Source organism: Pradoshia eiseniae (assembly GCF_002946355.1).
GTDB classification, from domain to species: Bacteria; Bacillota; Bacilli; order Bacillales; family Pradoshiaceae; genus Pradoshia; species Pradoshia eiseniae.
Genome location: NZ_PKOZ01000030.1, coordinates 1 through 12,084, shown reverse-complemented (window position 1 = coordinate 12,084; position 12,084 = coordinate 1). Strand labels below are relative to the sequence as shown.

The following is a 12,084-nucleotide window of genomic DNA, read 5'->3' as shown; positions in this document are numbered from 1 at the left end:
ATAGATCAATGGAGAAGTTTTATTTTCACATCCAATAAACATTGTTTTTAATTTTACACAAGAATATGGACTTGACTCTCTTGCATGGGCATAGGGTGGGAGTTCCCTGGCTTCTCCCGCCTTTCGACCACCTTTTTCCCACCCTTCGCCCTCTTTGCCTGGGTAAAGGGTGGGAACTGCCTGGCTTTCCCCATCCTTCGGCCACCTTTCGACCACCCTTTTCAAGACAAAACCGGACTCCCCCTGCAACCTACACAAAAAAACCGAACCCCAAAAGGGTCCGGTCTCTATATACACAATCTATTAAGCTTTCTGGAATTGCTCTTCCTCTGTTGATCCTTTGAGAGCAGTTGTGGAGGATGTTCCTCCAGTGATGACTTGGGCGACTTCGTCGAAGTAGCCTGTTCCGACTTCGCGTTGGTGCCTTGTGGCTGTGTAGCCATTGGCTTCGCTTGCGAATTCTGCTTGCTGCAGCTCGGAGTAGGCAGCCATGCCGCGCTCCTTATAGCCTCTTGCCAATTCGAACATGCTGTGGTTAAGGGCATGGAAGCCAGCAAGGGTAACAAATTGGAATTTGTAGCCCATTTTGGCGATTTCTTTTTGGAAGTTTGCGATGGTTTCGTCATCCAGCTTTTTCTTCCAGTTGAAGGATGGTGAACAGTTGTAGGCAAGCATTTTGCCAGGGAATTTCTCATGAATGGCATCAGCGAATTTCTTTGCGTCTTCAAGATTCGGTTCGGATGTTTCGCACCAGATTAAGTCAGCATATGGCGCGTAGGATAGTCCCCGAGCGATTGCTTGGTCGATACCCGCTTTCGTGCGGTAGAAGCCTTCCGGCGTACGGTCGCCTGTGATGAATGGGTGGTCCGTTGGGTCGATGTCGCTTGTGATCAGGTCAGCTGCATCGGCATCTGTACGGGCAATCAGAATTGTCGGTACACCCATGACATCAGCTGCAAGACGTGCTGCGATTAAGTTACGGACAGCTGTTTGGGTCGGCAGCAATACTTTTCCGCCTAAGTGTCCGCATTTCTTTTCAGAGGAAAGCTGGTCTTCGAAGTGGACTCCAGCAGCACCTGCTTCAATCATGCCTTTCATGAGCTCAAAGCAGTTTAATTGTCCGCCAAAGCCGGCTTCTGCGTCAGCCACAATCGGCTGGAACCAGTCGATGTCTTCCTTGCCTTCAGAGTAGTGAATTTGGTCGGCACGCTGAAGTGCTTGGTTAATCCGTTTAACGACAGCTGGCACACTGTTTGCTGGGTAAAGGCTTTGGTCTGGGTACATATTGCCGGAAAGGTTGGCGTCAGCAGCAACCTGCCATCCGCTTAAATAAATGGCTTTCAGGCCAGCTTTGACTTGTTGAACGGCTTGATTACCAGTCAGGGCTCCAAGGGCATTGATATAATCTTCTGTATTCAAATAGTTCCATAGTTTCTCAGAGCCTCTTCTTGCCAGTGTATGTTCAATTTGCATGGATCCGCGCAGCTTGAGGACATCCTCAGCCGTGTACGGACGTTCAATTCCTTGCCATCTTTCGTCTTTCCATTGATCTTCGATTTGTTTCACTAATTCTTCTCTCATTCCTAATTCCTCCTATATGTTCGTAATAGATTTATAGAATTTCGTATGCGGGTAAGGTCAAGAAGTCATAAAACGTCTCTTCTTTGATGAGTTTGTCGAAAAGCTTTGCCGCCTCATCAAATCGGCCGGAGTTAAATCGTTCTTCGCCGAGCTCGGATTTGATTCGCTCTAGCTCTTCTTCTTTAAAGGCTTCATACATAGCCATGTCTACCTTGCGGCCATCATCAAGGACGCCTTTCGGATGGCGCACCCATTGCCAAACTTGAGCTCTGGAGATTTCAGCCGTTGCGGCATCCTCCATTAGGTTATAGATTGGCGCAGCTCCGCGGCCATTGAGCCAGGATTCGATATATTGAATACCGACATTAATGTTCGTGCGGACACCCTGCTCAGTGATGGACCCTTCTGGCACTTCAAGAAGATCTTCTGCTTTAACACTGACGTCTTCTCGTTTTTTATGAATTTGGTTTGGTGTAGGCATGTATTCATCGAATACTTCCTTCGCTACTGGAACCAAGGCCGGATGGGCTACCCATGTGCCGTCATGGCCGTTTCTTGCCTCGCGCTCTTTGTCGGCGCGTACCTTGGCGAAGGCTTCGTCATTAGCCTTCTCGTCATTTTTGACAGGAATCTGTGCCGCCATCCCGCCAATGGCAGGTGCATTCCGCTTGTGGCAGGTCTGGATGGCCAGCAAGGAATAGGCCGTCATGAACGGTACCGCCATCGTGACGACGGAGCGATCTGGAAGAATGATAGAATCGTGATTCCTGAATTTCTTTAAATAGCTGAATATATAATCCCATCTGCCGCAGTTTAATCCAGCGGAGTGGTCTTTTAGTTCATATAGGATTTCATCCATTTCAAATGCTGCAAGTATGGTTTCTATGAGGACAGTTGCTTTGATGGAACCATGAGGGATACCAAGATGGTTTTGCGCATAGACGAATACATCGTTCCAGAGACGCGCTTCATGATGGCTTTCAATTTTCGGAAGATAAAAGTAAGGTCCGCTTCCGTTTGCGAGAAGGGTCTTGGCGTTATGGAAAAAGAAGAGGCCAAAATCCATCAAACCGCCAGATATCGGCTTATCATCCAGCGTTATGTTTTTTTCTTCTAGATGGAAACCTCTCGGGCGTACAATCAAGGTTGCGGTTTCTTCTTTTAGGCTATACTGCTTGCCATTCGGATTGGTAAAACTAATTGTGCGATTAATTGCATCGCGAAGATTTATATGCCCTTCAATATTATTGTTCCAGGTTGGAGAATTCGCATCCTCAAAGTCTGCCATGAAGCATTTGGCGCCTGAGTTTAATGCGTTAATGACCATCTTCCGTTCAACCGGTCCGGTGATTTCTACGCGCCGGTCCTCAAGATCCTTCGGAAGTGAAGCGATGGTCCAATCGCTGCTGCGGATATGCTCTGTTTCTTTTAAGAAATCAGGGAGCTTACCTGCATCGATCTCCTTTTGCCTTTCAGCACGCTTCTCAAGCAAATCCTTTCTTCTTGGTCCGAAATGCCGTTCAAGCTGTTCAATAAATTCAAGTGCTTTTGGTGTGAGGATTTCTTCAAATCCCTGTTCCATTTTTCCGTGGATATTCAGTCCGTTTGTCTGTACTGCCATGTTACAAATTCACTTCCTTTATCTGTCCTATTTGTTATAAAACAGAAAACTTAATATATTTTGTATTATATAACAGTAATTAGAAATTGCAAATAGATTTATAAAATTTTTTATATTTTTTATAAAAATAGGCATTTAGTGTGGGTTTTCGGACAGGGGGAGCAGTCAGTTATGTCGAATTCCATATCATATGAACACAGAAACGAGGGGGATTAGATGAATTTTGTAACACCTAAGCATATCGTGTCAGCTGCCACGGTTGTCATGAATGAGAAGCAAGAGATTTTATTGTTGAAAGGGCCAAAACGCGGCTGGGAAATGCCTGGCGGCCAAGTCGAGGAGGGGGAATCTCTTAAGGAGGCAGCCATTCGCGAGACGATGGAGGAAACGGGTATTGAGGTTGAAATTCTCAGCTTCTGCGGGATTTTTCAAAATGTACAGCGGTCAATCTGTAATACTCTTTTTCTGGCAAAGCCGGTTGGGGGAAAACTTGCGACCTCATCTGAGAGTTTGGAGGTAGGCTTCTTTCCGCTTGAAGAAGGCCTGGAGATGGTCAAATGGAGCAATTTCCGGCAGAGGATTGAGCATTGCCTCAATGAAGCCTGCCATCCCTTTTACATAGAATTCTAAAAAAAGTCCCCTTCTGATTAGAGGGGACTTTCAATCTATCAATAAGCTTCTGAAGTCGTTTTCGCTTGCATATGAAGCAGCAAGTAATCAGGACCGCCTGCCTTAGAATCTGTACCGGACATATTGAATCCGCCGAATGGCTGGTAGCCGACTATGGCGCCTGTGCATCCGCGGTTGAAGTACAGATTACCGACATGGAAGTCCTCGCGCGCTTTTTCCTGATGAGCACGATTGCGAGTGATGACCGCTCCTGTTAGTCCGTAATCTGTGTTATTGGCAATATCAATTGCTTCGTCAAAGTCACGCGCCTTGCAGAAGGCCACGACTGGTCCGAAGATTTCTTCCTTCATGATGCGAGCATCCGGCGAGAGATCGGCGATGATAGTGGGCTCAATGAAGTAGCCCTTAGAATCATCTGATCCTCCGCCAGCAACGATGCGGCCTTCCTCCTTGCCAATCTCGATATAGTCAGTAATCTTCTTGAAGGCACCTGCATCAATAACTGGACCCATAAAGTTGGTCAAATCGCCGGTGTCACCGACAGTTAATTCTTTCGTTAGCTCTACAGCACGGTTGAGAACTTCATCATATACATCCTCCACGATGACTGCCCTAGAGCAGGCGGAGCATTTTTGTCCCGCAAAACCGAAGGCAGATGCTACGATTGATTTCGCCGCAAGCTCAAGGTCTGCTTCAGAATCAACCACGATTGTATCCTTTCCGCCCATTTCCGCGATGACGCGTTTTAGCCATTTCTGACCTTCATGGACCTTGGAGGCTCTTTCATAAATTCTTACCCCGACTTCACGTGAGCCGGTAAAACTGATAAAGCGCGTGCTTGGATGGTCGACTAAATAATCACCAACTTCTGCCCCGCTTCCTGGCACATAGTTGATAACACCTGCTGGCAGGCCTGCCTCAATCATAACTTCAACAAACTTCGCTGACACGACCGGAGTGGTGGATGCCGGCTTCAATAAGACCGTATTCCCGGTCACGACAGCTGCCACACATGTTCCAGCCATGATGGCGAACGGGAAGTTCCAAGGTGAAATAATGACCCCAACACCAAGGGGAATATAATCATAGCGGTTGTACTCATCCGGACGGCTTAATACAGGCTGACCATCTTTCAGCTTCAGCATTTGTCTTCCGTAATATTCAAGGAAATCAATCGCTTCTGCTGTATCAGCATCCGCTTCATTCCATGGCTTCCCTGCTTCACGAACCATTAATGCAGAAAATTCATGCTTTCTGCGACGGATGATGGAAGCCGCTTTAAACAATACATCAGCCCGAACTTCAGGCTTTGTTTTGCTCCATGTCTTAAATGCCTTCAATGCTTCCTGCATGGCTTTTTCTGCGAGATCTTTATTCGCTTTAGACACACGGCCTATAATGATTTCTTTATTGGATGGACTAGTAGAGACAATCTTTTCTTCAGTCGTCACCTCTTCGCCGCCAATGATTAACGGGTAATCCTGGCCGAGGTAACCGTCCACCAAAGCGAGCGCTTCCTCGAATGCCCTTTTGTTCTCATCAGCCTTGAAGTTTGTCAGTGACTCATGTTTGTACGCTTGTACCATTCGATAACCTCCCTATGTAGAATAGAATAAAGTAACCCACCTCTCATTCTACTCTATTCATAGATGGTAGTCACTTCATTTAAACACAACTCAAAATATCCGGATTATTGAAGATATAACTTACCGAAAACCCTCTTTTTGCATACAAAAGGCAGAGACGATTTAAAACGTCTCTGCCCTTATCTAGATTCTTATTCGTTGTAAATATAGACGTATGGCTCTTTATCATCGACTTCTTTGACAATCAATGATTCTTGACCATTAGAGGAGGCAATCTTTGTCTCAACCTCTAAGTAATCAGGGAAATAGTCCATAACAAGCCCTGCGACATATTGAGTAAATCCTAGGACCTCACTCTTAGAATAGAATTGCATATCAATGGAGATGGTAAGCTTCTTCATCTCTTCATTCACATAGAAGGCTTTACCAATGACACCATTATAATTCGGGAAGTATTCCTCAACATCATCCTTAAAGTTCGAGAATGCGCTGGCATCATCGCGATGCTTCTCCTCTGCTTTAGAGGATGGGAACAAGAAATATTCCTCATCGACATTTTTCCATTTGGAGATGCTGTTGCTATTAGCACCAACTACAGCATAGGAAATAAAGTTCCCTGGCACAACCGAGTCCTTGCTTTGCTGTTCAAAAAGACCAATCAGGATTGGTACATTCTTCGCACCTTCCAAGGAACGGACCCGTTTGATGACTTCAGCAGCGATTTCTTCACCCTTTTGCTGAAGCGTCTTAGCATCAATCTTCACTTCATAGGTTTCCCCATACTTCTCCTTTTGATAGTAGAAGACAGAGTTTAACGCAAGCCCGATGGAGATTCCGCCGAGGGTTACTTTATTATTATCAGATTTCACTAAATAATTGTGCTCTAGGATATGGGCCAGGTATTCAGGATTTTCCTCATAGCGATCCTCAATATCACCCTTCCCTGCATCAACAGGGTTCAAGCCTACGTTTTCATCGGCCGTCATTTTCTTTTCCTTTAGCTGAGCACTTGTGTATTTCCGGTTCAGCCAGCTTGTAACCGTTTCTTTCGAGATGACTTGTCCCTCACGGAAGACATATTTATCTGTCGGAAACGGATCTTGTGAAAGCCTCATCAGCCCTGTTTCAAATTCCTCAAGGTCAAGGCGTGTGTTGATATTAGATGTCACAAGACCACGTGTGTCGCTCGTTTCATACGGTAATAAGGTTTGATAGTATTGATCAGAGATCTGATACTCTGGAATGATGGATTCCTTTTCGGTTTTCTTTTTATCTGTATCATCTTCCACCACTTCTGTCTTGTCGAAGCTTGGCGCACAACCCGTCGCCGTCAGCAGTACCGCCAATGTTATTGCCAAAATGCGTTTCATTACTCCACCTCTATCCTCGCTTGCCCAGTTCAGCCAGAAGCTGTGCCTCATTCCAGATTTCGAGGCCAAGATCCTGGGCTTTCTTTAACTTTGAACCGGCATCTTCACCGGCTATAACCAAATCTGTCTTCTTGCTGACACTGCCTGTAACGTTTCCGCCAAGGGCCTCAATAAGCTCCTTCGCTTCTGTACGTCCATACTCTTCCATTTTACCAGTCAAGACAATTGTTTTCCCAGCGAAATAGGAATCTGATTCGACGGCTTCAACTTTCCTTTTGCCTTTATAGCTCATATTGACACCACAGGCTTTTAATTCGTTAATCAATTGAATGCATTCTTCTTGGCTGAAATAAGTGACGATTGCATCAGCCATCTTCTCGCCAATTTCGTTAATGGCAACTAAATCACTCACATTTGCAGCCATTAGCTTATCCATTTCATTATATTCTTCAGCGAGCACTCTTGCTGCTTTCGCGCCGACATGACGGATGCCAAGCCCAAATAAAAGGCGTTCCAGCGAGTTATCCTTTGAGGCTTCAATTGAAGCGAGCAGCTTGTTCACGGATTTATCGCCCATGCGCTCTAAACTAATCAATTGTTCATACGTTAATTTATAAAGATCAGCGACATCCTTAATTAAATTGGCGTCAAATAATTGAATGATTACCTTCTCACCAAGCCCGTCAATATTCATTGCATTGCGGGAAACAAAGTGAATCATCCCTTCCTTAATCTGTGCAGGACATTTGGGGTTGATGCACCTCAGCGCTACTTCCCCTTCTATACGAACAAGCTCACTGTCACATTCCGGACAATGGGTCGGCATATGGAATTCTTCCTCTTTCCCTGTCCGTTGGTCGAGCTGTACTTTGACGACTTCGGGGATAATATCACCGGCTTTCTTGACGACAACATGGTCGCCAATTCGGATATCCTTCTCACGAATTAAGTCCTCATTATGAAGGGAAGCACGCTGTACAGTCGTGCCAGCGACACGGACTGGTTCCAGCAGGGCTGTTGGTGTAATCACACCTGTGCGCCCGACCGTCAATTCAATCCCTTTGAGGACAGTGACGACTTCCTCAGCCGGGAATTTGTATGCTATGGCCCAGCGCGGGCTCTTAGCTGTCATGCCAAGCTCATCCTGATGGGAGAGTGAATCGACCTTCACGACGATTCCGTCAATGTCATAATCAAGGCTCGGCCGTTTCTCTGTCCACTCACTGATGTATTCAAGCACATCCTCGATTGTCTGGCATCTCTTCCGGTGCGGATTCGTTTTCAATCCGAGAGTTTGCAGTAAATCCAGACCTTCACTATGGGAGGTAACACCTGTTTCGCCTGTATCTCCGATGCCGTATAAGAAGATGTCTAGATTTCTTGAGGCAGCAATCCGCGGATCAAGCTGTCTTAGCGAGCCGGCCGCTGCATTGCGCGGGTTTGCAAAAGGCTCCTCACCATTCTCTTCTTTCTTTTCATTCAATGTGACAAAGGATTTCTTCGGCATATAGGCTTCACCGCGAACCTCCATCGTGTAAGGCTTATTAAGACGGAGAGGAATAGAGCGAATCGTACGCAGATTGGCCGTAATATCCTCACCGATTGTGCCATTCCCGCGAGTCGCCCCCTTAACGAATAACCCATCCTCAAAGCGAAGGGAGACAGCAAGACCGTCAATTTTCAATTCACAAATATACGAATAGCTGTCTGTGCCGAGCCCTTGCTTCACCCGGCGGTCAAAATCGCGCAGGTCCTGTTCATTGAAGGCATTGCCAAGACTGAGCATCGGTGTGTTATGCTCGACCTTCTGGAAGGCATCTAACACCTGTCCGCCAACCCGTTGTGTTGGGGATTCCTCTGTTTGCAGCTCAGGGAAAGCTTGCTCAATCGCGACGAGTTCCTTGTACAATTCATCATAGACTGAATCCGGTACACTCGGCTCATCTAGAACATAGTATTCATATCCGTATTGGTTTAACAAAGAATGAAGCTCTGCTGCTCTTTTTTGCGCTTCTTTCAACTCCATCATTCTATCCGCCTCTCTACAAGGTATCAAAGGATTGTTATTGTTGCTTCTTTATTGGGGCAAATTTCGCCAGCAGGCGCTTGATGCCCATGGATGGGAATGCGATGTCGAGCTCAAGCCCGTCTCCGCTTCCTTTCACGCTGACAACGGTTCCTACTCCCCATTTGCCATGTTCGGCCTTATCACCGACAGCCCAATCGAGTTTTTCGCCGCCGGATGTATTCATTGCCGGGCGCATAACTGGTTTTGGTGACACGCCTCCATTGATGCCGCCTCCATTAATGCCTGTACCAGTTCGTCCTGCGCCGCTCCTTCCTTGCATAAAGGATGGCCGTGCAGAAGAGGTTCTGCTTGGGGCAGGAGGATTCAAGTCCTCCAGCAAATCTTCCGGTATTTCCTTTATGAAACGGGAAACCGGGTTCATATTCGTGCGCCCGTACAAGGTTCTCATTTGAGCATTGGTAATATAAAGCTCCTTTTCAGCCCGCGTAATTCCTACGTATGCAAGACGGCGCTCCTCTTCCATCTCTTCATCTTCCATAAGTGCCCGGCTATGCGGGAACACTCCTTCTTCAAGACCAAGAAGGAAGACCGTCGGAAATTCAAGCCCTTTGGCGGAGTGAAGAGTCATAAGAACGACACCTTCCCCCGCATTCTCTTCTTCCTCATCCATCCGATCAATATCAGCGACAAGTGCAAGATCTGTCAGGAAGGCCACTAAGCTCTTATCTTCACTGCTATTTTCGAAGTTCTTCGTAACAGACAAGAACTCTTCAATATTCTCAAGCCTTGTTTCTGCTTCAATGGTCTTCTCAATTTCAAGTGATTGACGATAGCCGGATTTCTCAATGACCTCTTCAATTAACTCGGTCACAGATAAATATTCCTGCATCGCTGTATAGTGCTTAATTAAATCACGGAATTCGCTCGCTCCCTTATACGCCTTGGCACTAAGCCCTATGAACTCAAGCTCAAGCATGGCTTGATACATAGAGATATCATGATCCTGCGCATAATTGGCAATCTTATCAACGGAGCTCGCCCCGACACCACGCTTTGGCACATTGATGACTCTTCGCAAGGAAATGTCATCATCAGGATTAGCAATCAAGCGCAAATAAGCCAGGATATCCTTAATCTCTTTTCTGTCATAGAACTTAATGCCGCCGACAATCGTGTAAGGAATATTTGATTTCAGCAATACTTCCTCCATGACACGTGATTGGGCATTCGTCCGGTAGAGAATGGCGATATCTGAAAGCTGCTTTCCTTGTTTTTCAGTCATTTCCTTGATTCGTCCCGCCACGAACTGGGCTTCCCCCTGTTCACTGTCAGCACGGTAATAGGAAATCTTGTTGCCCTCAAGGTTCTCGGTCCAAAGCTTCTTCGGCTTCCGGTTCAGGTTATTCTCAATCACGCCATTGGCTGCGGCCAGGATTCGCTTCGTTGAACGATAGTTCTGTTCAAGCAAGATGACATTGGCATTTGGATAATCCTTCTCAAAGGAGAGTATATTGGCAATATCAGCGCCGCGCCAGCGATAGATGGATTGGTCGGAATCCCCTACTACGCACAGGTTCTTAAAGCGCTGTGCCAGCTTCTTAACAAGCATATATTGCGCCCGGTTCGTATCCTGATACTCATCAACATGAATGTATTGGAACTTACGCTGATAGAATTCAAGCACCTCTGGAACCTTATCGAACAGCTCAAAGGTCTTCATGATCAAATCATCAAAATCAAGAGCCTGGTTCTTCCTTAAGCGCTTCTGATACTCAGCATAAAGGTCAGCGACCGTTTGCTCATAATAGTTGCCGGCTGTATTCGCGAATTCCTCGTGAGTAATCAATTCATTCTTTGCGGATGAGATGGTTCCCAGGATGGATTTCGGTTCAAATTTCTTTGTATCGATATTCTTTTCCTTCATAATCTGTTTGATCACGGTTTGCTGGTCAGAAGGATCAAGAATGGAGAAATTACGGTTCATCCCGATTCGGTCGATATCACGGCGGAGAATGCGGACACACATGGAGTGGAATGTGGAAATCCAAATCTCATCGGCAGCTCCTCCAAGAATGCCTTGAATCCTCTCCTTCATCTCTCTTGCTGCTTTATTCGTAAAGGTAATCGCCAGGATATTCCAAGGAGCTACTTCCTTCTCTACGATTAAGTAAGCAATCCTGTGCGTCAAGACCTTTGTCTTGCCGCTTCCCGCTCCTGCCATGATAAGCAGTGGGCCGTCGGTTGCCTGAACTGCTTCTTTCTGTTTATTATTTAATCCTGTTAACAATCGATCTGTTAAGAATTGCATATATATGACACCATCCTGTTACGAACGTTTGTTCTTATTATACTTGATTCAACCGGACAATCAACAAATGTTTAGTTCTTTTTTGCCGCATCCACTGTCTTCAATGCTTTAGCTAAATCCTCATAAATATAATTCCCAACAATGATGCAATCTGCAAGTTCGGACATCTCCTCTGCTCTCGCAACACTATTGATGCCCCCTCCGTAAAAGAGCTTTGTCTCCATCAGCGTATCTTTCACGGCCCTGACCAACGCCGGGTCGCCATATTTGCCGCTGTATTCGAGATAGAAAATAGGCAGATTGAACATTTTTTCCGCCATCAGAGCATAGCTTGCCGCATCATCCTCTGATAAATCCGTATTTGCCTCCGTCAGCTGAGCTGCCTTGCATTCTGGATTCATAATGCAGTACCCCTCAACATGCATCTCTTCCCAATTGATCATATGGCCATATTCCTTAATGGCCTCTTTATGCAGACCAAGAATCCAGTCCGGATTCCGGCTATTTAAAACAGACGGTATAAAATAAAGGTCAAATCCCGGGGTTATGGATTCTAAATTGGATACCTCGAGCACACAAGGAAGCGTGTAACGGCGAATTCGTGCCATGAGGTCGAGCACATTCTCAAGTGTGACTCCATCAGTTCCGCCAACCAATATGGCATCTGTTCCAGATTCACAAAGCTTCTCTAGCGCCTCATCGGAGATTTCCTTATTAGGATCGAGTTTAAAAACATGCTTCCACTCGCGAAAATCGTACATTCAAACAACCCCTTAATCTAATTTCCATTTAATCATTATAGCACTCCTTTAGGTGATACCAAAGAGTTAGAAAAAATTGCGAGATGCTTCTAAAATAAGAAAAGCAGCCCTAATTTGGGCTTGAACTGCACCCTATAAAGTAGACAGTTTAATAAAAAGGGATGTGCCGTGTTTATGCGGCGATGAGATGACTTCGGT

9 protein-coding genes are annotated in these 12,084 nt (G+C 45.9%); 1 reads left to right on the top strand and 8 read right to left on the bottom strand.

The genetic code is table 11. The annotated features are described in order from the left end of the window. The 3 genes from CYL18_RS19570 to aceB all read right to left on the bottom strand — a co-directional run. On the bottom strand, positions 1-225 hold a 225-nt coding region (locus tag CYL18_RS19570), incomplete at its 3' end, for a hypothetical protein (RefSeq protein WP_236636526.1). Between the two features lie 78 nt (positions 226-303). Further along, on the bottom strand, positions 304-1,581 hold the full coding sequence (gene aceA, locus CYL18_RS18770) for an isocitrate lyase (protein WP_104850991.1): 1,278 nt from the start codon (positions 1,579-1,581) through the stop codon (positions 304-306). Positions 1,582-1,612: 31 nt separating this feature from the next. Next, complete coding sequence (gene aceB / locus CYL18_RS18765; protein WP_104850990.1) at positions 1,613-3,202, bottom strand: malate synthase A; 1,590 nt, start codon at positions 3,200-3,202, stop codon at positions 1,613-1,615. Positions 3,203-3,418: 216 nt separating this feature from the next. On the opposite strand from aceB, the gene CYL18_RS18760 reads away from it, so the two are divergent. Further along, the gene (locus CYL18_RS18760) at positions 3,419-3,832 is read left to right on the top strand and encodes an NUDIX hydrolase (RefSeq protein ID WP_104850989.1); all 414 of its coding nucleotides are present in this window, start codon (positions 3,419-3,421) and stop codon (positions 3,830-3,832) included. Positions 3,833-3,870: 38 nt separating this feature from the next. Here CYL18_RS18760 and pruA read toward each other — a convergent pair whose 3' ends face one another. From pruA to pcrB, 5 genes are all read right to left on the bottom strand, one after another. Next, on the bottom strand, positions 3,871-5,418 hold the full coding sequence (gene pruA, locus CYL18_RS18755) for an L-glutamate gamma-semialdehyde dehydrogenase (RefSeq protein ID WP_104850988.1): 1,548 nt from the start codon (positions 5,416-5,418) through the stop codon (positions 3,871-3,873). A 191-nt stretch (positions 5,419-5,609) separates the two neighbouring features. Beyond that, positions 5,610-6,788, bottom strand: coding sequence for a CamS family sex pheromone protein (locus tag CYL18_RS18750; RefSeq protein WP_104850987.1), 1,179 nt, complete (start codon positions 6,786-6,788; stop codon positions 5,610-5,612). Positions 6,789-6,798: 10 nt separating this feature from the next. Further along, positions 6,799-8,814 carry an NAD-dependent DNA ligase LigA gene (gene ligA, locus CYL18_RS18745; RefSeq protein WP_104850992.1) on the bottom strand — a complete coding sequence of 672 codons (2,016 nt, stop codon included), beginning with the start codon at positions 8,812-8,814 and terminating at the stop codon, positions 6,799-6,801. A 37-nt stretch (positions 8,815-8,851) separates the two neighbouring features. Beyond that, a complete protein-coding gene (gene pcrA / locus CYL18_RS18740; protein ID WP_104850986.1) occupies positions 8,852-11,125 on the bottom strand; it encodes a DNA helicase PcrA in 2,274 nt (757 codons plus the stop codon). A gap of 71 nt (positions 11,126-11,196) precedes the next feature. Continuing rightward, the gene (pcrB, locus tag CYL18_RS18735; RefSeq protein ID WP_104850985.1) at positions 11,197-11,886 is read right to left on the bottom strand and encodes a heptaprenylglyceryl phosphate synthase; all 690 of its coding nucleotides are present in this window, start codon (positions 11,884-11,886) and stop codon (positions 11,197-11,199) included. Positions 11,887-12,084 lie beyond the last annotated feature (198 nt).

What these genes read in the sequence shown, in the direction of transcription:
- pcrA (WP_104850986.1), bottom strand. Translation starts at nt 11,125, where the DNA reads ATGCAATTCTTAACAGATCGATTGTTAACAGGATTAAATAATAAACAG.
- CYL18_RS18760 (WP_104850989.1), top strand. Translation starts at nt 3,419, where the DNA reads ATGAATTTTGTAACACCTAAGCATATCGTGTCAGCTGCCACGGTTGTC.
- CYL18_RS18750 (WP_104850987.1), bottom strand. Translation starts at nt 6,788, where the DNA reads ATGAAACGCATTTTGGCAATAACATTGGCGGTACTGCTGACGGCGACG.
- pcrB (WP_104850985.1), bottom strand. Translation starts at nt 11,886, where the DNA reads ATGTACGATTTTCGCGAGTGGAAGCATGTTTTTAAACTCGATCCTAAT.
- ligA (WP_104850992.1), bottom strand. Translation starts at nt 8,814, where the DNA reads ATGGAGTTGAAAGAAGCGCAAAAAAGAGCAGCAGAGCTTCATTCTTTG.
- aceA (WP_104850991.1), bottom strand. Translation starts at nt 1,581, where the DNA reads ATGAGAGAAGAATTAGTGAAACAAATCGAAGATCAATGGAAAGACGAA.
- aceB (WP_104850990.1), bottom strand. Translation starts at nt 3,202, where the DNA reads ATGGCAGTACAGACAAACGGACTGAATATCCACGGAAAAATGGAACAG.
- pruA (WP_104850988.1), bottom strand. Translation starts at nt 5,418, where the DNA reads ATGGTACAAGCGTACAAACATGAGTCACTGACAAACTTCAAGGCTGAT.